At 69.7% G+C, this 18,650-nt stretch carries 19 protein-coding genes; 11 read left to right on the top strand and 8 right to left on the bottom strand.

The annotated features are described in order from the left end of the window. Positions 1–3: 3 nt before the first annotated feature. Positions 4–1,128 (bottom strand): spermidine/putrescine ABC transporter substrate-binding protein, encoded by a 1,125-nt coding sequence (locus AB0J64_RS07280; RefSeq protein WP_364022042.1) that lies wholly within the window; start codon positions 1,126–1,128, stop codon positions 4–6. A 156-nt stretch (positions 1,129–1,284) separates the two neighbouring features. After that, positions 1,285–1,488, bottom strand: a complete 204-nt coding sequence (locus AB0J64_RS07275) for a hypothetical protein (protein WP_364022039.1) — start codon at positions 1,486–1,488, stop codon at positions 1,285–1,287. Here AB0J64_RS07275 and AB0J64_RS07270 point away from each other — a divergent pair, their 5' ends adjacent. Continuing rightward, entirely contained in the window at positions 1,489–2,403 is a 915-nt protein-coding gene (locus AB0J64_RS07270) for a hypothetical protein (RefSeq protein ID WP_364022036.1), read from the top strand. Then, entirely contained in the window at positions 2,400–3,359 is a 960-nt protein-coding gene (locus AB0J64_RS07265; protein ID WP_364022033.1) for an SIS domain-containing protein, read from the top strand. The genes AB0J64_RS07270 and AB0J64_RS07265 overlap by 4 nt, the downstream gene beginning before the upstream one ends. Here the strand turns inward: AB0J64_RS07265 and AB0J64_RS07260 are convergent, their stop codons facing one another. Genes AB0J64_RS07260 through AB0J64_RS07245 form a run of 4 tightly spaced genes read right to left on the bottom strand, consistent with a single transcriptional unit; the run spans position 3,360 to position 7,322 of the window. Beyond that, positions 3,360–3,878: an ATP/GTP-binding protein gene (locus AB0J64_RS07260; protein ID WP_364022030.1), complete on the bottom strand. Its 519-nt coding sequence runs from the start codon at positions 3,876–3,878 to the stop codon at positions 3,360–3,362. Between the two features lie 25 nt (positions 3,879–3,903). Further along, positions 3,904–4,266: a DUF742 domain-containing protein gene (locus AB0J64_RS07255; RefSeq protein WP_364022027.1), complete on the bottom strand. Its 363-nt coding sequence runs from the start codon at positions 4,264–4,266 to the stop codon at positions 3,904–3,906. Between the two features lie 18 nt (positions 4,267–4,284). Beyond that, entirely contained in the window at positions 4,285–4,704 is a 420-nt protein-coding gene (locus tag AB0J64_RS07250; protein ID WP_364022024.1) for a roadblock/LC7 domain-containing protein, read from the bottom strand. Next, entirely contained in the window at positions 4,704–7,322 is a 2,619-nt protein-coding gene (locus tag AB0J64_RS07245) for a nitrate- and nitrite sensing domain-containing protein (RefSeq protein WP_364022021.1), read from the bottom strand. Before AB0J64_RS07245 ends, AB0J64_RS07250 begins: the two co-directional genes overlap by 1 nt. Positions 7,323–7,660: 338 nt before the next feature. On the opposite strand from AB0J64_RS07245, the gene AB0J64_RS07240 reads away from it, so the two are divergent. Genes AB0J64_RS07240 through AB0J64_RS07215 form a run of 6 tightly spaced genes read left to right on the top strand, consistent with a single transcriptional unit; the run spans position 7,661 to position 14,730 of the window. Then, positions 7,661–8,716, top strand: coding sequence for a glycine betaine/L-proline ABC transporter ATP-binding protein (locus tag AB0J64_RS07240; protein ID WP_364022018.1), 1,056 nt, complete (start codon positions 7,661–7,663; stop codon positions 8,714–8,716). Further along, positions 8,713–10,740, top strand: a complete 2,028-nt coding sequence (locus AB0J64_RS07235; protein ID WP_364022015.1) for an ABC transporter permease subunit — start codon at positions 8,713–8,715, stop codon at positions 10,738–10,740. Before AB0J64_RS07240 ends, AB0J64_RS07235 begins: the two co-directional genes overlap by 4 nt. Next, entirely contained in the window at positions 10,737–11,705 is a 969-nt protein-coding gene (locus AB0J64_RS07230; protein ID WP_364022012.1) for an ABC transporter substrate-binding protein, read from the top strand. Before AB0J64_RS07235 ends, AB0J64_RS07230 begins: the two co-directional genes overlap by 4 nt. Further along, positions 11,702–12,643, top strand: a complete 942-nt coding sequence (locus AB0J64_RS07225; RefSeq protein WP_364022009.1) for an ABC transporter substrate-binding protein — start codon at positions 11,702–11,704, stop codon at positions 12,641–12,643. The genes AB0J64_RS07230 and AB0J64_RS07225 overlap by 4 nt, the downstream gene beginning before the upstream one ends. Next, a complete protein-coding gene (gene betA, locus AB0J64_RS07220; RefSeq protein ID WP_364022006.1) occupies positions 12,640–14,265 on the top strand; it encodes a choline dehydrogenase in 1,626 nt (541 codons plus the stop codon). The genes AB0J64_RS07225 and betA overlap by 4 nt, the downstream gene beginning before the upstream one ends. Positions 14,266–14,292: 27 nt before the next feature. After that, a complete protein-coding gene (locus tag AB0J64_RS07215; protein ID WP_364022003.1) occupies positions 14,293–14,730 on the top strand; it encodes a helix-turn-helix domain-containing protein in 438 nt (145 codons plus the stop codon). Positions 14,731–14,733: 3 nt separating this feature from the next. Here AB0J64_RS07215 and AB0J64_RS07210 read toward each other — a convergent pair whose 3' ends face one another. Continuing rightward, on the bottom strand, positions 14,734–15,498 hold the full coding sequence (locus AB0J64_RS07210) for a TetR/AcrR family transcriptional regulator (RefSeq protein ID WP_344986917.1): 765 nt from the start codon (positions 15,496–15,498) through the stop codon (positions 14,734–14,736). An 83-nt stretch (positions 15,499–15,581) separates the two neighbouring features. Between AB0J64_RS07210 and AB0J64_RS07205 the strand changes: the two genes are divergently transcribed. Both AB0J64_RS07205 and AB0J64_RS07200 read left to right on the top strand, forming a co-directional pair. Beyond that, entirely contained in the window at positions 15,582–16,520 is a 939-nt protein-coding gene (locus tag AB0J64_RS07205) for an ATP-binding cassette domain-containing protein (RefSeq protein WP_364021999.1), read from the top strand. After that, positions 16,517–17,296: an ABC transporter permease gene (locus tag AB0J64_RS07200; protein ID WP_364021996.1), complete on the top strand. Its 780-nt coding sequence runs from the start codon at positions 16,517–16,519 to the stop codon at positions 17,294–17,296. The genes AB0J64_RS07205 and AB0J64_RS07200 overlap by 4 nt, the downstream gene beginning before the upstream one ends. A 24-nt stretch (positions 17,297–17,320) precedes the next feature. Here AB0J64_RS07200 and AB0J64_RS07195 read toward each other — a convergent pair whose 3' ends face one another. Further along, positions 17,321–17,773 (bottom strand): MarR family winged helix-turn-helix transcriptional regulator, encoded by a 453-nt coding sequence (locus tag AB0J64_RS07195; protein ID WP_364021993.1) that lies wholly within the window; start codon positions 17,771–17,773, stop codon positions 17,321–17,323. Between the two features lie 71 nt (positions 17,774–17,844). Here AB0J64_RS07195 and AB0J64_RS07190 point away from each other — a divergent pair, with 71 nt between their 5' ends. Beyond that, complete coding sequence (locus tag AB0J64_RS07190) at positions 17,845–18,633, top strand: nitroreductase/quinone reductase family protein (protein ID WP_364021990.1); 789 nt, start codon at positions 17,845–17,847, stop codon at positions 18,631–18,633. Positions 18,634–18,650: the final 17 nt, after the last annotated feature.

The following is an 18,650-nucleotide window of genomic DNA, read 5'->3' as shown; positions in this document are numbered from 1 at the left end:
CAATTACTGCTGCGCCGTGACTTCGGTCGACAGGCGCGTGTACTTGGTCGACGCCTGGCCCAGGTCGATGATCGACTCACCGTTGAGCAGCTCGGCGGGCTTGATGCCCAGCAGCGAGCCCTTGGGGATCGTGACCCGCTCCATGGCGGCCTTGTTCGGGACCTTGTAGTTGATGTTCTCGGCGGCCCAGCTGTGGATCTCGGGGTCGAGGATGTAGTTGATCAGGGCGTGCGCGGCCTCCTTGTTCTTGGAGGACTTCATGATCACCATGGTGTCCACCCAGAGGTCGCTGCCCTCCTTCGGCACCACGAACTTGATGTTGTTCTTCGGGTCCGTGGTGGGGCACCAGCCGTCCCACGCCTCGACCATGACGGCCTCGCCGGACTTCAGCTTCTCGCCGAACGTGGTGTCGTCGTAGGTGAGCAGGTGAGGCTTCTGCGCGATGAGGGCGTCCTTGACCTTCGCGATCTCGTCGTCCTTGTCGGTGTTGAGCGAGTAGCCGAGCGCCTTGAGCGCGGGCAGGGCCAGCCAGCGCTCGGTGGTCATCATGGTGACCTTCTTGTCGGCCCAGGCCGGGGGCTTGAGCAGATCGTTCCAGCTCTTCGGCTCGGACTTCACCAGGTCGCTGCGGTAGCAGATGCCGGTCGTGCCCCAGGTGTAGGGCACCGAGTACTTGTTGCCCTTGTCGTAGGAGAGCTGGGTGGCCTCCGGGTAGAGGTTGGCCAGGTTGGGGATCAGCTCGGGGTGGATCGGCTCCAGCAGACCCGCCGCGTTGAGCGCCTGGGCGTACTGGCCCGACACGAACGCCACGTCGATGCCGCTGTCACCGGGGGCGGTGAGCTTGGTCATCGCGATCTCGTTGGTGTCGTGCAGGGTGACCTTCATGTCCTTGACCTTGAGCTTCTCCTTGACCTTCTGGGGCAGCTCCGTGGGCGTGTAGCCGTCCCATACCGTGATCTGGAGGGTCTGCTGCGACAGGTCCGCGTTCGGCTTGAGCTGGTCGGCCGCCGCCGCGGTCGTGCCTTCTGAGCTGTTCGACGACTCACCGCCGCACGCCGCGACGGCAAGCGTGAGGCCGGCCACCGCCACGGCGGCCGGGAGACGACGGGTGAACCGGGTACGGGACACGGCCGCTACTCCTTCTGAATTTGTGCTGTACGAGGGGTCGCGCGACCTTACCGGACACAGCAGACCAAAGCAGGAGTGTTGCAGGGGAAATCAACATGAGCAAGACTTTTGCCCACATTGCTACCTGGAAGTTTGGTAAATGAGTTGAATTGGGCTTCAATAGCCGCCCGGCTGATCTCTCTCGGTGAGTCTCCACTCACCGCCCGAGACCGCGGCCTCACGGCGGCCCTCCTCCTGCTGGTGGGGGGTGAGGTGCCGGCGCCGTTCGCGGTCCGCCGGTTCCTGCCGCTGCCAACCCTCTCGTACGGGGTTGGAGATCTCCACACTGGGGCTCCAGCTGAGCGCGACTTCGGCCCCCACGTGGACCAGACGAACTACTCCGTGGTGGTGGACGAGCAGGTCGTCGTCAAGTGGCTCACCCCGCCGGTCCCGCTCCCGCATCCCACTCCGGAGATCTTCGCCCATCTCGTTGCGGCGGGCTTCAAGGACACGGCCCCGCCCTACGCCGCGCTCACCCGTGCGACGGGCACTCACGAGGAGCTCCTCGCCCTGGTCACCGGCTATCTGCCGGAGGCCCGCGACGGCTGGGAGTGGTGCGTGGACGAGGCCGCCGCGGGCAGCGCCGACTTCGCCGCCGAGATCGGCCGCCTGGCCGCCGACCTCCACCTCGCCCTCGCCACACTCCCTTCCACCGGTGCGGCGCACACCTCCGCGGCGGCCAGGGCGGAGGCGGCGCTCGCGGAGGCGCTGGAGCTCACCGGCGGCAAGGACGGCGCGTGGCTGGCCACCAGGGCGGGACGCATGAGGCAGGAGCTGGCGCCACTCAAGGACGACATCACGAGCCCCCGCATCCGGATCCACGGCGACCTCCACGTGGGCCAGATCCTGCGGTGGCGGGACGGCTACGCGGTGATCGACTTCGACGGCAACCCCACCGTCACCGACGCGGCGCCGTGCCAGCCCGCCGCCCGGGACGTGGCCCAGCTCACCACGAGCCTCGAGCACGTGGCCCAGGTGGCGATCAAGCGACGGGGCACCGAGCCCGCCCAGGCGGCGGCGTGGGCGGCGAAGGCCCGTGCCGGGCTGCTCACCGCCTACGGCCGGCGCCTGGCCGAGCGGAACAGGCCGGACCTCCTGGACGAAAGGCTGATCCGCCCGTTCGAGGTGGAGCAGGAGTGCCGCGAGCTGATCTACGCCGCCCGCCACCTGCCCCGCTGGAGTTACGCCCCCATGGGCGTTCTGCGCACCTGGTACCAAGAGGAGAACATCACGTGAATTCTGAGCTCTACCTGTCCGATCTGGAGGCCAAGCCGGGAGCCCTCAGGAGCCTGGCCGCTGTCCTGAGGGAGGAGAACCCCTTCGCCGCGCTCCCCCAGGGCCTCACCCGGGTGCTCTTCCTGGGCATGGGCAGCTCCAGGTACGCCGCCGGAGTGGCCGCCCTGCGCCTGCGCGCCGCGGGCATCGACGCGTACGCCGACTATGCCTCGGCCGCCGCCACCTACCCGGCCACCGAGGGCACCCTGGTCGTCCCGATCTCGGCCACCGGCACCAGCAGGGAGACCCTGGACGCCACGGAACGGTACGCGGCCGGCCCGTCCTTCCTCGCCGCGCTCACCAACTCCCCCGATTCGCCTCTCGCCCAGGCTGCCGACCTGGTGGTCGGCATGCGGGCGGGCGAGGAGCGCGGCGGCGTGGCCTGCCGTACGTTCCAGCACACCCTGGCCCTCCTCCTGGCCCTGGAGGCGCACCTCACCGGGACCGGCCGCGACGTGGCGGGACTGCTGGAGCGGGCCGCCGAGGCCACCGAGGACCTCCTGGACCGCAGGGACGAGTGGCTCCCCCCGACGATGGAGCTGCTGGACGGCGAGCACGGCGTCTACACCATCGCCCCCGCCGAGCGCCTGTCGTCGGCCGAGCAGTCGGCGCTGATGTTCCGCGAGGGTCCGCGCCGCCCCGCCGACGCCTGCGAGAGCGGCGACTGGTCCCACGTGGACGTCTACCTCACCAAGACCCTCGACTACCGCGCCGTCCTCTTCCCCGGCTCCCGCTACGACGGGCAGGCCATGGAGTGGGTGCGCGAGCGCGGCTCCACGGTGGTCGCCGTCGGGGCGGAGGTGAAGGGCGCCACGGCCGCCGTCAGGTACGTCCACGACTCCGAACCGGACGTCGCCCTGCTCACCGAGACGCTGGTGGCCGAGCTGGTGGCCGCCTCCTGGTGGTCGGCGAGCTAGCTAGGACCGGACGCTCAGGGCGTGCTCGACGAGCGTGATGAGGGTGCTCTTGACCGCCTGCCGCTCCCGGGCGTCCGTGCGCGCGATCGGCACGTGCGGCGACAGCGTGAGCGCCTCCCGCACCTCGCTCTCGACGTGCGGGAACGCCCCGTCCCACCCGTTCAGCCCGACGACGAACGGGATGCCGGACTCCTCGAAGTAGTCCACGGCGGGGAAGCTGTCGGCCAGCCGCCGCGAGTCGACCAGCACGACGGCCCCGATGGCGCCCCGCACGATGTCGTCCCACATGAACCAGAACCGGTGCTGCCCCGGCGTGCCGAACAGGTAGAGGATCAGGTCGCGCTCCAGAGAGAGCCGCCCGAAGTCCATGGCCACGGTGGTGGTGGTCTTGCCCGGCGTGTGCGCGAGATCGTCGATCTCCGCGGACGCGTCCGTCATCACCGCCTCCGTGGTCAGCGGCATGATCTCGGACACGGAGCCCACGAACGTGGTCTTCCCGACGCCGAAGCCGCCAGCCACGACGATTTTCGTAGAGGTGAGCCCGCTAGAGCCTGCGAAGTCCACTCAATACCCTTTCGAGCAGGCCCCTGTCGGGGAGGCCCGCATCCAGCTGCGGCTGATACACCCTGACCAGTCCGTCCGCCTCCATGTCGGCCACGAGCACCCGCGCCACCCCGAGCGGCACGCTCAGCATTGCCGAGATCTCCGCAACGGACCGCACCTGCCGGCACAGCTCGCTGATCGCGCGGTATTCACGGGTGTACGTCGGACCCAGTTGCGCGGAGGTGGCCGACGATACCAGGGCCTCCATGGCGAGCTCCGTGCGAGGAGCGGTCCTGCCGCCGGTGACGGCGTACATCCGGACGAGCGAGCTGCGCTCCTGCTCCGGCTCATCGTTCTGCCACATGGATGTCCTCGCTCCGGATCAGGGACGCGCCGCCGACAGTTCAGCCCGTACCGCAGGGGTGAGCACCTGCCCAGCGCGCTCGACCAGGATCGTCATCTGGTACGCCACCAGCCCCATGTCGCAGTCGGGCGCGGCCAGCACCGCCAGACAGGATCCGTCACTGATCGACATCACCAGCAGCAGGCCGCGTTCCATCTCGACGAGGGTCTGGGTGACGCCTCCGCCCTCGAACACGCGCGCCGACCCCTGCGTGAGGCTGACGAGCCCGGCCGCGATGGCGGCGAGCTGGTCGGCGCGGTCTTTGGGGAAGCCCCTGGAGTAGGCCATGGGCAGCCCGTCGGCCGACACGACCACGGCGTGCGCCACGCCGGGGACCTCGTCGACGAAGCGGCTGACCAGCCAGTTGATGTCCCTGGCCCCCTGGCTCAGCTCCTTCATCAATCCTCCTCGAGCTCGGCGCGGCCCTTGCGCACGCCCTGCTGGTAACTGGCCAACCTGTTACGCAGCCGATCAGGCGACACCGGAGGAGCGGGAGCGGGCGGGGGTTTCAGATTCGCCGTACCCGGCACCAGGTTCGCTCTCGGGGTCCGCTTCGGCAGGCCGGAGCTGGTGGTGCCGCCCTGCTCGGGCTCGGCGGCCGCGCCGGCGGCCTGCCAGCCCTGGTCGGCGGGCGAGTCCCAGGCCGGGTCGCGGTGGTCCGCGGTCGGCGCCGACTTGGTGAACCAGCCGGTCTCCTCGATGGCGGCGTAGATCGGCAGGAAGTCGTCCTTGGCCGGGCTGGGAGTGGCGAACGAGGGGTACGCGTCGTTGGGCGTGGCGAGCCGACCCGGCACGTCCGGCGGCTGCGACTCGACCGAGTGGGCCGGGGCCGAGCTGAACCAGGACGAGGGCTCGGGCGCCGGAGGCATGCTGTCCAGCGACGGATGCCCGGGGAGGAGCCCGGCGGGCGGCAGGGTGGAGAAGGACGGGTGCCCAGAGGGCGGCGACCCGTTCACCGGCCCGGTGAACGGCCCAGTGAACGGCCCGGGGGCCGGCGGGGAGGGCGCCCGCGTCGCCTGGGCGGGCACCTGGACGCGCTGCGGGGCGGGCGCCGGACCCGGCAGCGCCGTGAGCAGCGCCGGCGGGACGAGCACCATGGCGGTCAGCCCGCCGATGTCCTGCCTGCGCAGCTGGACCCTGATGCTGTGCCGCAGGGCCAGCCGGCCGACCACGAACAGGCCCATGCGCCGCGACACCGACACGTCCACGACGGGCGGGTTCGCCAGCCGCCAGTTGGCCTCAGACAGCTCCTCGGCAGTCATCCCGATCCCGTGGTCGGTGACCGACAGCATCAGCGAGCCGCCGTCGATGCGGCTGCTGGAGATGATGACCTTGGTTTCCTGCGGGGAGAACGAGACGGCGTTCTCGATCAGCTCCGCGAGCAGGTGCACCGCGTCGGTGACAGCCTGACCGGCGATGGCGACGTCCGACTGGACCTGGATGCTGACCCGGTCGTAGCTCTCGACCTCGCCGAGCGCGGCACGCACGATGTCCATCAGCTCGACCGGCTCGCTCCACTTGCGTGCCGCCTCCTGGCCGGCGAGGACGAGGAGGTTCTCGCTGTTGCGGCGCATGCGGGTGGCCAGGTGGTCGAGCTTGAACAGGTCGCCGAGCCTGGCGTCGTCGCGCTCGCCGCGCTCCAGCCGCTCGATCAGCGTCAGCTGCCGCTCGACCAGCGTCTGGCTGCGCCGCGACAGGTTGACGAACATGGCGTTGACGTTGGCGCGCAACGTGGCCTCGTCGCCGGCCAGGCGTACCGCCTCGCGGTGCACCTCGTCGAACGCGCGGGCGACCTCGCCCACCTCGTCCCTGGAGAAGATCCCGATGGGCGGCACCTCGGCCTGGACCGCGCCCTCGCGCGACTCGCGCAGGTGCTGGACGAAGTCGGGCAGCCGCTTGCCGGCGATCTGCAGCGCCTCTCTCCGCAGGCGGCGCAGGGGGCGTACGAGCGACCTGGCGACCCCGGTGGTGACCAGCAGAACGGCCACGAGCAGCGCCAGCACGGCGCCGGCGACGACGAACGCCTGCCGCCGCTCGTCGGCGCTGAGCCCCTCGCTGCGGGCCACGATGCCCTGGGCCTGGCGCTCCTCGACCTTGCGCATGGAGTCGACGACCACGCCTGTCGCGTCGAACCACTCCTTGGCGTCGTCACGCCTGCTCAGGTCGAGGCCGCGCAGGGGCAGCCCCTTCGTGCCCCTGATCAGCACGAGCTCGCGCAGGAACAGCATGCGGTCGGCGGACCTGCCGTTGACGGTCTCGTCGAAGAAGCGCCGCTCGTCCGCGGTGGCCTCGACGGCGTAGGCCTTGCGCTCGTTGAGCTCCTTGGACTGCTCGCCGAGGAAGCGCTCGAGCGGGTCCTCGTCGAACGCCCCCTCGACCAGCGCGACGGTGACGAGCGCCTGCTGGTACGAGACGCTCTCCTTCGCCCTGGCCAGGGCGTCGAGCATGCGGGTCCGGCGGAACAGCTCGTCGTCCACGCTCTCCTTGACCAGCTCGTTGTGGACCGAGAGCAGGTCGCCGATCACGGTCGTGTAGAGCTCCACGGCCGGGCCCGGCAGCAGGGTGGCGTCGAGTGCCTGCTTGCGCAGGGTGGTCAGGTCGTCCAGCCGGCTGAGCAGGTTCTCGAGCTGGTCGGCGGAGCGGCCGGTCGCGTCGTTCAGCAACTGCCGGACGGTGCCGCGTACCTGAGCGGCGGTCCTGTCCACCTCGTCCATCTGGGCGCGCACCGCGGACAGGCCGTCCGCCGGGCGGTTGCGGGCGATGTACCAGGCGGTCCTGGCCCGCTCGGCGGCCACCTCGTGGGTGAGGCTGCCCAGCTGGACGGAGAGCTGGGCGAACTGGTTGGTACGGGCGTAGTCGCCGGCGGCGGCCGTGCTCGCGAGTACCTGGATGCCGCCGAGCAGCACGGCGGCGGCCGTCGGGATCAGGATGAGAGCGACGAGACGTGCGCGTACGCGCCAATTGCTCAGCCGCCAGCTGCCCCTACTGGCCTGCCTCTCGCCCAGCTCTGTACTCACAGAACGCACCTCGCCCGAAATCGGCGTATTTGAGGGGGATGTGCCCCATGGGAAAGCAGCAAGTGCCGGTAATTAGAACACATCCCAACGCAGGGTAGCCCACACGAAGATAACGCTACAAAAAACAAGTCCCGTGACTCTTGAGACAAAAGCTGGGGTCCCACCATAAATGATCAGAGAGGAGGAAATAAACCCCTAAGGCCCTACATGTCCGATAGTGGGAGTTTCACACGTTCCAACTCCATAACGTGCGAGGAGCGCCCCGATCTCTGGACGGTCACGGCGTTGAGATACCCGTTATTCGCGACATATGTTGTGCCAGTCATGAAGGAGGCAGGGTGGGAGATTCTCCCGACAGCGCGGCCATCACCGTTGAAGGTCTTTGGAAGATCTTCGGTTCCAGGGCACAGAAAGTGCTGGACAGCGAGGACCGGCATCTCGACCAGGCGACTCTGAGAGAGAAGACCGGCTGCACCGCCGCCGTGAGAGACGTGAGTTTCCAGGTGCGCCCGGGCGAGGTCTTCGTGGTCATGGGCCTGTCGGGCAGCGGCAAGTCCACCCTCGTACGCTGCCTCACCCGGCTGATCGAGCCCAGCGCGGGCGAGATCAGGATCGGCGGCGAGAACATCGGCGGCGCCTCCCCCGCCCGGCTCCGCGAGATCCGCCGCCACCAGGTCAGCATGGTCTTCCAGCACTTCGGCCTGCTGCCGCACCGCAAGGTGATCGACAACGTCGCGTACGGGCTGGAGATCCAGGGCGCCGCCAAGGCGGCCAGGCACGCGCGGGCCGCGGAGATCCTCTCCCTCGTCGGCCTCGACGGCTACGCCGACGCCTACCCCGACCAGCTCTCCGGCGGCATGCAGCAGCGGGTCGGGCTGGCCCGCGCGCTGGCCGTGGACCCGCAGGTGATGCTGTTCGACGAGCCGTTCAGCGCGCTCGACCCGCTGATCAGGCGCGACATGCAGGCGGAGGTGATCCGCCTGCACCGGGAGGTCGGCAAGACGATGGTGTTCATCACCCACGACCTGTCGGAGGCGCTCAAGCTGGGCGAGCGGATCGCGATCATGCGGGCGGGCTCGATCGTGCAGCTCGGCACCGCGGAGGAGCTGGTGGGCGCGCCCGCCGACGACTACGTGGCCGACTTCGTCCGCGACGTGCCGAGGAGCCACGTGCTGTCGCTGCGCTGGATCTGCCGCGACCCGGAGCCCGGCGAGCCGCTGGACGGGCCGGCGTTGCCGGTCACCACGCTCGTCAAGAACGCCATCGGCGCCTGCTCGGCCTCCTCCCGCCCGATCAGGGTCGTGGACGGCGACGACCTGGTGGGCGTCGTGGACCGCGTGGACCTGCTGTCCTTCCTGTCGGGCCAGGACCTCGCGGTGAAGGCGGGGACATGAGCTCGACGGCGGTCAGCACGCCGGCCCGGCTCCGGTTGCCCAGGTGGGCGGCCCCTGTCGGCGTGTCGGTCCTGTTCGTGGTCGCGTACCTCGTCTTCCGCGGCACGGCCACGCTGCCGCACGACAAGGAGGCGCCGCAGTTCCTGGCCGTCACCGACCTGCGCGAGTGGATCGACGACCACCGCAACGACAACCCGCTCTTCCTGTACTTCCTCAACTACATCCGGCTCTTCGTGGGCCGGCTCTACGACCTGTTCGAGGTCGTCCTGAACGCGCTCGGCTGGCCCGGCATCACCGGCATGCTCGGCGCGCTGGCCTGGCTGGCGGGCGGCCGGCGGATCGCGCTGCTCGCGGTCGCGGGCGTGAGCGCGTTCGGCGTCCTCGGCCTCTGGCAGTCGAGCGTCGACACGCTGGCCCTGGTCGCGGTCTCCGTGCTGCTGTCGCTGGCGATCGGGATCCCGCTGGGCGTCTGGGCCGGGCTCTCCGGCCGCGTGCGGCGGTTGATCACACCGGCGCTGGACGTCATGCAGATCATGCCGACGTTCGCGTACCTGGCGCCGCTCGCGCTCTTCTTCCACATCGGCGCGCCTGCCGGGGCCATCGCGACGATGATCTACTCGATCCCGCCCGCCATCCGCATCACCGCGCTGGCCGTCTCGGAGGTCTCCCCCACGGCTGTGGAGGCGTCCACCTCGCTGGGCGCCACGCGTACGCAGACGCTGTTCAAGGTCTACCTGCCGCTGGCCAGGTCCACGATCGCGCTCGCCGTCAACCAGACGATCATGATGGCCCTGTCCATGGTCGTCATCGCGAACCTCATCTCGGCCCCCGGCCTCGGCGGCGACATCATCCGCGGCCTGTCACGGGCGCAGGTCGGCATCATGCTCCCGGCCGGCGTGGCCGTCGTGATCATGGCGGTGCTGCTGGACAGGATGACCATGGCGCTTTCCCAGCGAGGGAGCGCCGCCGCCTGGAGGAGCGGCGGGAGCGAAGCGACCAGAGCGGGGGAAGGCGGCGGCATCAAGGGCGACCGAGCCGCCTCACGAAGTGAGGCCATGAACACGCGCGGCCCGCACTCCCGGCTGAGCCGGGTCGACCTCGCCGCCGCCGGCGTGCTCGCGGCGGCCGGGCTCGCGCTCATCCCCGTCCTGCCCCGGACGTGGCCGGACGGCCTCACGGTCAACTTCGTGGCCGAGGTGAACGCCGCCGTCCTCTGGGCCGAGGACAGCTGGTTCGCGGTGACCACGTTCATCAAGGACCTCACCACCGGTGTCCTGCTCAACCCCCTGGAGGCGCTGCTCACCTCGGCCCCGTGGTGGCTGGTCGCCCTCGCGGTGCTGGCCGTCGCCTGGTGGGTGAGCGGCGTGCGCCCGGCGCTGACGGCGCTGGGCTGCCTGCTGGCCATCGCGCTGCTCGGCGTCTGGGAGCACACCATGCAGACGCTGACCACGGTGGTCGTGGCGGTGCTCGTCACGCTGGCGGTCGGCCTGCTGCTCGGGGTGGCCGCGGCCCGCTCGCCGCGCTACTCGGCCGTGCAGCGGCCCGTGCTCGACGCCGCCCAGACCATGCCGGCGTTCGTCTACCTGCTGCCGGCGCTGGCGCTGTTCGAGACCACGAGGTTCACCGCGATCTTCGCCTCCGTCATCTACGCGGTGCCGCCGGTGGTGCGCCTGGTGGAGGACGGCATCAAGGGCGTGCCCGCCACGGTCGTCGAGGCGGCCGTCTCGGCGGGCTCGACGTCGGGCCAGCTCCTGTGGAAGGTGCAGCTGCCCATGGCCAGACGGGCCATCCTGCTCGCCGCCAACCAGGGCATCGTCATGACGCTGGCCATGGTCGTCGTCGGCGGTCTGGTCGGGGCGGGGGCACTCGGCTACGACGTGGTCACCGGGTTCTCCCAGCGGACCGACTTCGGCATGGGCTTCGTGGCGGGCATCGCGACCGTGCTGCTCGGAGTCATGCTCGACCGCATCACGCAGGGCGCCGACAGGCGTCCTTCCCCCCGAAAGAGGAAGTTCACATCATGAAGATTCGCCTGCTCGCAGGCCTCCTCGCAGTTGGGCTCGGCGCCGCGGCCTGCGGCGGGGCCAAGGTCGAAACCTCCCCCAGTTCCTCCGCTCCCACGCAGGGCGGCTCCAGCGCCCCCACGGGGACCGTGAAGATCGCCATCAACCCCTGGGTCGGGTACGAGGCCAGCGCGAACGTCGTGGCGTACCTGCTGAAGAACGAGCTGCACTACAACGTGGAGCTGCCCGAGATCAAGGAGCAGCTCGCCTGGGAGGGCTTCGAGACCGGCGACGTCGACGTCATCATCGAGAACTGGGGTCACCCGGACCTGAAGAAGAAGTTCATCGAGGAGAAGAAGGTCGCCGCCGAGGCGGGCTCCACCGGCAACAAGGGCGTCATCGGCTGGTACATCCCCAAGTGGATGGCCGACGAGCACCCCGACATCACCGACTACAAGAACCTGAACAAGTACGCCGGACTGTTCAAGACCTCCGAGTCGGGCGACAAGGGCCAGCTGCTCTTCGGCGACCCGTCGTACGTCAGCAACGAGGAAGCCCTGATCAAGAACCTCAAGCTGAACTTCAAGGTCGTCGTGGGCGGCAGCGAGGCGGCCCTGATCAAGGGCGCCCAGCAGGCGCAGGAGCAGAAGAAGCCGCTGCTGTTCTACTTCTGGGACCCGCACTGGCTGTTCAGCAAGACCCAGCTGGTCCGGGTGAAGTTGCCCGCCTACACCGAGGGCTGCGACGCCGACCCGAAGAAGGTCGCCTGCGACTACCCGGAGATGGACCTCGACAAGATCGTCAGCAAGAAGTTCGCCGACACCGGCGGCAAGGCGTACGAGCTGGTCAAGAACTTCTCCTGGACCAACGAGGACCAGAACTCCGTCGCCGACGACATGACCAACAACGGCATGACCGGCGAGCAGGCCGCGAAGAAGTGGGTCGAGGCCAACACCGCCAAATGGCAGGCCTGGATCCCCAAGTGACGCCGGCGAAGAAGCTCGCAGGGCCGCTGGTCGCGGCCCTGCTCCTGGCGACCGCCTGTTCCGGCGAGGAGCCCGCCGCCACCGCCGGGGCCAAGGGCACGGTCAACATCGACATCCACGGCTGGGTCGGGTACGAGGCCCAGGCCGCCGTGCTGGCGTACCTGCTGGAGCACGAGCTGGGCTACAAGGTGCACAAGCGCACCATGAAGGAGGGCGATTCCTGGAAGGATTTCGAGACCGGCAAGGTGGATGTGATCGTCGAGAGCTGGGGTCACAACGACCTGAAAAAGACGTACATCGAGCAGAAGAAGGTGGCACTGTCCGCCGGGCTCACCGGGAACAAAGGCGTGATCGGGTGGTATGTCCCTGAGTGGATGGTCAAGAAATATCCCGACATTACGGACTACCGAAACCTCAATAAGTACGCCGACCTCTTCCGGACCGAAAAAACCGGAAATCTCGGACAAGTCCTTGATGGAGATCCGACCTTCGTGACGAACGACGAGGCTCTCGTCAAGAACCTCGGCCTCACATACAAGGTCGTCTACTCGGGCAGCGAGGCCGCGTTGATCAAAGCGGCCGAGTTCGCGACCAAGAACCGGACACCGCTGCTGATGTATTTCTACGAGCCGCAATGGCTCTTCACCAAGGTCAAACTGGCCAAGGTCGCGCTGCCGCCCTATGCCGTGGGCTGCGACGACGACGCGAAGAAGGTCGCCTGCGACTACCCGCCGTACCTGCTCGACAAGATCGTCAGCCGGCGGTTCGCGCAGACCGGCGGCAAGGCGTACGACCTGGTCCGCAACTTCAACTGGACCAACGACGACCAGAACGCGGTGGCCAGCGACATGATCAACGAGAAGATGACCGCCGAGCAGGCGGCGGAGCGGTGGGTGCGGGAGAACAAGATCGTCTGGAAGGACTGGATCCCCCGTTGAGGTTCGACTACGTCATCGTCGGCGGCGGCAGCGCGGGCTGCGCGCTGGCCAACCGGCTGAGCGCCGACCCCTCGGCGTCGGTCCTGGTGCTGGAGGCCGGCCGGCCCGACCACCTGTGGGACGTGTTCATCCACATGCCCGCCGCGCTGATGTTCCCCATCGGCAGCCGCTTCTACGACTGGCGGTACGAGTCGGAGCCGGAGCCGTACATGGACGGGCGGCGGATCTACCACGCCCGGGGCAAGGTCCTGGGCGGCTCCAGCAGCATCAACGGCATGATCTTCCAGCGCGGCAACCCGCTCGACTACGAGCGCTGGGCGGCCGATCCCGGCATGAAGCACTGGGACTACGCGCACTGCCTGCCGTACTTCAAGAAGATGGAGAACTGCCTGGCCGACCCGGGCACGCCCTTCCGCGGCGGCGACGGCCCGCTGAAGCTCGAACGCGGCCCGGCACAGGGGCCGCTGTTCGAGGCCTTCTTCGAGGCGGTCCAGCAGGCCGGCCACCGGCTCACCGACGACGTGAACGGCCACCGCCAGGAGGGCTTCGCGGCCTTCGACCGCAACATCCACCGCGGCCGCCGCCTCAGCGCCGCCCGCGCGTACCTGCATCCGGTACGCGGCCGGCGCAACCTCACGGTCAGGACCCGCGCCTTCGTCGAGAAGGTCCTCTTCGAGGGCACGCGAGCCGTCGGCGTGGTCTGCGGCGGAAAGCGCGTGGAGGCCGGCGAGGTCATCCTGTGCGGCGGCGCGATCAACACCCCCCAGCTCCTGCAGTTGTCGGGTGTCGGCCCCAGGGCGCTCCTGGAGAGGGTGGGCGTGCGGGTGGTCCACGACCTCGCGGGCGTCGGGGAGAACCTTCAGGACCACCTCGAGGTGTACGTCCAGCACGCCTGCAGGCGGCCGGTGTCCCAGCAGCCGTCCCTTGCCCTGTGGCGCCGGCCCTTCATCGGCGCCCGCTGGCTCTTCCTCAGAGGCGGCCCCGGGGCCACCAACCACTTCGAGGCGGGCGGCTTCATCCGGTCGAACGACGACGTGGCGTACCCGAACCTGATGTTCCACTTCCTGCCGATCGCGGTCCGCTACGACGGCTCGGCCCCGGCCGGCGGCCACGGCTACCAGGTGCACATCGGCCCCATGTACTCCGACGCCCGGGGCTCGGTCCGCATCAGGTCGGCCGACCCCCGCGAGAAGCCGGCCCTGCGCTTCAACTACCTCTCCACCGACCAGGACCGGCGGGAGTGGGTGGAGGCCGTCAGGCACGCCAGGACCATCCTGTCCCAGCCCGCCTGGTCGGACCTGGACGGCGGCGAGATCTCCCCTGGGCCAGGCGTGCGGACGGACGAGGAGATCCTCGCGTGGGTGGCCAGGGACGGCGAAACCGCCCTCCACCCCTCCTGCACCTGCAGGATGGGCACGGACGACAGGTCCGTCGTGGACCCCGGCACCATGCGGGTCCACGGCCTCGACGGCCTGCGCGTCGTGGACGCCTCGGCCATGCCGTACGTCACGAACGGCAACATCTACGCCCCGGTCATGATGCTCGCCGAGAAGTCCGCCGACCTCATCCTCGGCAACACGCCCCTGCCCCCGGAACCGCTGGAGTTCCACCGGCACCGGTGACAATAGGTTCAGCCTAAACTGAACGCCATGGCTCCTGACGACGACCGCGAGCGCATGCTCGACTGGGTCGAGCGCGTGGCGATGTTCTGCGGCGACGCCTGGGGCCTGGCGCCCATCACCGGCCGCATTCTGGGCTGGCTGCTGATCTGCACGCCCGCCGAGCAGTCAGCCGGCGAGATCGCCGACGCGATCGGGGCCAGCCGGGCGTCCATGACGTCCAACATGCGCCTGCTGACCTCCGTCGGCCTCGTGCGCCGCCGCACCCGGCAGGGCGAGCGCACCACGTACTACCGGATCGAGGACGACGCGTTCGAGAAGGTCGTGCGCCAGAGGCTGGCCGCGTTCGCCGCGTTCGGGGAGATCGCCGAGGAGGCGCTGCAGTTCGGCGGGGAGGACGGGGAGCGCACGCGCCGCATCCGCTCGGCCCAGCAGTCCATCGCCCTCCTCACCGGCCCCGCGACGTAGCGCTCACGCGGCGCGGCTGTTCACCAGGGTCTCGATGCCGTCGAGAACGCGCTGGAGGCCGAACTCGAAGGCGTGCTCCGGGCTGTAGGCCGCGTTGAGCGCCTCCCCTGCCGACTGGCCGACGCGCGCGGCGACGGGGTAGCGGTCGGCGTCGGCGATCCGGCTCAGGAAGGGCGCGTGCGCGGCCCACCACTGCTCGTCGGTCATGCCCGTCTCGCTCTCGGCCTGCGCCGCCTCCACGGCGCCCCGCGCCGTCCCGTGCACGAAGCCGGTGATCAGGGTGATCACCGAGTCCATCTCGACGTCCGACAGCCCGATGCCGTCCACGGCCCGCAGCTCGTAGTCGTACTTGGCGGTGACGTTGGGCCCGAGCACCGGGCGGTTCGCCGCCACCTGCAGCAGCCACGGATGGCGCAGGTAGAGCGCCCAGTTCTCCCTGGCGATCTGCTCCAGCCTGCCCCGCCAGCCGCCGGGCACGTCCTCCGGCTTGGCCGTCTCTCCGTAGACGGTGTCGAGCATGACGTCGAACAGCTCGGGCTTGCCCGGCACGTACGTGTAGAGCGACATCGTCCCGACGCCCAGCCGCTCGGCCACGCGGCGCATGGACAGCGCCTGCAGCCCTTCGGTGTCGGCCACGTCGATGGCGGCGCGCACGATGCGGTCGACGTTCAGCTCCGGCTTGCCCTTGCGGCTGACGCGCTCGCTGGTCCGCCAGAGCAGCGCCAGGCTGCGCGCGGGGTCGCCCTTTCCCGAGTACTCAACGGTCACATGCGTACGGTACACCGTACGGTTGCGTGTGTGAACCCGTATCATGTACGGTACGCCGTACGATCCAGGGGAAAGGGACACGTATGTCAGCGGTGCTCGCGCAGGACCTGCGCAAGACGTACGGCGAGAAGGCGGCGCTGGACGGCATCGATCTCGACGTGGGCCGGGGCACGGTGTGTGGCCTGCTCGGCCCCAACGGCGCGGGCAAGACCACGGCCGTCCGCATCCTCACCACGCTCCTGCGGGCCTCGGGCGGCCGCGCGGAGGTGGCGGGGTTCGACGTGGCGGCCCAGCCCCGCCAGGTACGCCGCAGCATCGGCCTGGTCGGCCAGCACGCGGCGGTGGACGAGATCCTGACCGGCCGGCAGAACCTCGAGCTGTTCGGCCGCCTCTACCACCTCGGCGCGAAGGAGGCCCGGGCCAGGGCGGACGAGCTGCTCGACCGGTTCGGGCTGGACCACAAGGGGCCGGCCAAGGAGTACTCGGGCGGCATGCGGCGCAGGCTCGACCTCGCGGCCGGCATGATCCTCGCGCCACCCGTGCTCTTCCTCGACGAGCCGACGACGGGGCTGGACCCCCGGAGCCGCACGGAGATCTGGCGCGCGGTGCGCGACCTCGTGGCGGGCGGCACGACCGTGCTGCTGACCACCCAGTACCTGGAGGAGGCCGACCAGCTCGCGGACCGGATCTCGGTGATCGACACCGGGCGGGTGGTGGCCGAGGGCACGCCGGACGAGCTCAAGTCCAAGCTCGGCGGCGACCGGCTCGACGTGGTCATCCACGACCCGGCGCGACTGGAGGAGGCCGCCGGGGTCGTCGGGAGGGTGACGTCCGGGCCGGTCGAGGCCGACCGGGACACCCGGCACGTGAGCGCGCCGGTGAGCGAGCGGGTGCAGGCCCTCACGGAGGTGCTGGCGGCCCTGGCGGCGGCCGGGATCGAGGTCGAGGACGTCGCGCTGCGCCGCCCCACGCTGGACGAAGTCTTCCTGAACCTCACCAACGCCGGAGGGGGCGCGAAATGAGATGGGCTCTGGTAGACGGCTGGACGGTCACCCGTCGTGACCTGATCCACTGGGCCAACCAGCCGATGACGGTGGTCTTCGGGGTCCTCTTCCCCATCATGATCACGCTGGCCTTCGGCTACCTGTTCGGCGGCGCGGTGGAGGTGCCCTCAGGGGCCGACTACTTCGCCTTCCTCATGCCCGGCATGTACGGCATGACGATGCTCTTCGGACTGAGCGCCACCATGATCGCCGTCACCACCGACGCGTCCAAGGGCGTCACCGACCGCTTCCGCTCGATGCCCATGGCGCCCTCGGCGGTCCTGATCGGCCGGGCTGTCGCGGACCTGCTCAACTCGGTCCTGATCCTGGCCGGGCTCCTGGCTTGCGGCCTGGCGGTGGGCTGGCGCCCGTCCTCGCTCCCCGGCGCGCTGGGCGCGGTGGGCCTGCTGCTGCTCCTGCGCTTCGCGCTGCTCTGGGCCGGCATGTACCTGGGGCTGGTCGTCAAGGACGCGGGGGCGGTGGTGGCGGTGCAGACGCTGGAGTTCCCGGTCGGCTTCCTGTCGAACGCCTTCGTCTCGCCCGGCACGATGCCGGGCTGGCTCGGGGCGATCTCGGAGTGGAACCCGCTGTCGTCCACGGTCGCGGCGACCAGGGAGCTCTTCGGGAACCCGGGGTGGGGCGGGGACTCGTGGGTGGCCCAGCACGCGATCCTGATGGCGGTCGTCTGGCCGGTGGCCATCACCGTGGTCTTCTTCGTCCTGTCGGTACGCCGCTACCAGCGCCTCGACCGCTGACGCCACCCCTGGAGGGTTCGGCGGTCAGTTGCCGGACAGTGCCTGCTCGTAGGCCAGGAGGGTGTCCACGAACATCCGGCGCTGCTCCGGCGTGAGCGGCTCCAGTGCCTGGCGCCAGGCCGTGGCGCCGTAGCCGAGCCACTCGTTGATCGACTCCGCGTGCCGGTCGGCGATGCTCACGATCGTGCGGCGCCGGTCGGCGTCGTCCTCGCGCCGGTCGAGGACCTCCTTCCGGCTCAGCTCCCCCACCATCAGGCTGACCGTCGCGGGCGCCACCTCCAACCGCGACGCCAGCTCGTTCACCGTCATCGGCCCGTCGAAGAGCAGATACGCCAGCAGCGACAGATGCCGGGGCGCCAGCGACAGCGACTGCAGGTCAGGGGGCACCCCCATCCGCTTGGCCCGTCCCACCATGCGCGGCATCAGCAGCAGCAGCGTCCTGATCCCGTCGTCCACGCTCAAGCCGTCAGTTGACATCCCCAATACCTTGCTGTCTAAATTAGCTTTGGTTGCAAAGCAAATACGAAGCCTCGTCCAAGGATAATGACGTGTCTGACTTCAATCAGCAGGTGATCGAGGAGTTCCGGGCGAACGGCGGCAAGGTGGGCGGCATGTTCGAGGGCGCGCCTCTCGTCCTGCTCACCACCACCGGCGCGAGAACGGGCCGGCGCCGCACCAATCCGGCCGTCTACCTGCGGGACGGCGAGCGGATCCTGGTGTTCGCCTCCAACGCGGGCGCCGACGCGAACCCGGCCTGGTACCACAACGTGCTGGCCAATCCCAGGGTCGTCGTCGAGCTGGGGGCGGAGCGGTTCGCGGCCAGGGCTGTGGCGCTCGAAGGCGAGGAGCGCGACCGCATGTACGCCAGGCAGAGTGCGATCGACCCGGCCTTCGCCGCGTACCAGCAGGGCACCGCCCGGGTCATCCCGGTCGTCGCGCTCCATCCCGAGGCCGAGCGGCTGCAGGCGTTCGGGGACGAGCTGGTCAGGATCCACGACTACCTGAGAGGCGAGCTGGCCAAGGTGCGCGAGGGTGCGCCGGCAGCCGATCTGCGGGCGCACTGCCTGGCGTTCTGCGACGCGATGGCCTTCCACCACAACGGCGAGGACCGGGTGGCGTTCCCCCACCTGGAGCAGCTCTTCCCCGAGCTGAAGGAGCCCCTCGACCGGCTGCGAGCCGAGCACGCGGTGATCGCCGAGCTCGTCGGGAAGCTGCGCGAGGCCGCGGAGCCCGAGACGCTCGACCGCATCGCGAACGAGCTGGAGGCCCATTTCGCCTACGAGGAGGAGCGCCTGGTCCCGGTGCTCAACTCGCTGGAGACCGTCCCCTGGGCCTAGCCGGCCGGCGGACGGGC

The sequence above is a fragment of the Nonomuraea sp. NPDC049695 genome, from assembly GCF_040674955.1.
Lineage (GTDB): Bacteria > Actinomycetota > Actinomycetes > Streptosporangiales > Streptosporangiaceae > Nonomuraea > Nonomuraea helvata.
Note: the sequence above shows the minus strand (reverse complement) of the source record. Positions and strands in the feature narration are given on the sequence as shown.

Coding starts and splice junctions, on each gene's coding strand:
- AB0J64_RS07255 (WP_364022027.1), bottom strand. CDS start 4,266: ATGTGGCAGAACGATGAGCCGGAGCAGGAGCGCAGCTCGCTCGTCCGG.
- AB0J64_RS07250 (WP_364022024.1), bottom strand. CDS start 4,704: ATGAAGGAGCTGAGCCAGGGGGCCAGGGACATCAACTGGCTGGTCAGC.
- AB0J64_RS07235 (WP_364022015.1), top strand. CDS start 8,713: ATGAGCTCGACGGCGGTCAGCACGCCGGCCCGGCTCCGGTTGCCCAGG.
- AB0J64_RS07230 (WP_364022012.1), top strand. CDS start 10,737: ATGAAGATTCGCCTGCTCGCAGGCCTCCTCGCAGTTGGGCTCGGCGCC.
- AB0J64_RS07215 (WP_364022003.1), top strand. CDS start 14,293: ATGGCTCCTGACGACGACCGCGAGCGCATGCTCGACTGGGTCGAGCGC.
- AB0J64_RS07205 (WP_364021999.1), top strand. CDS start 15,582: ATGTCAGCGGTGCTCGCGCAGGACCTGCGCAAGACGTACGGCGAGAAG.
- AB0J64_RS07200 (WP_364021996.1), top strand. CDS start 16,517: ATGAGATGGGCTCTGGTAGACGGCTGGACGGTCACCCGTCGTGACCTG.
- AB0J64_RS07195 (WP_364021993.1), bottom strand. CDS start 17,773: ATGTCAACTGACGGCTTGAGCGTGGACGACGGGATCAGGACGCTGCTG.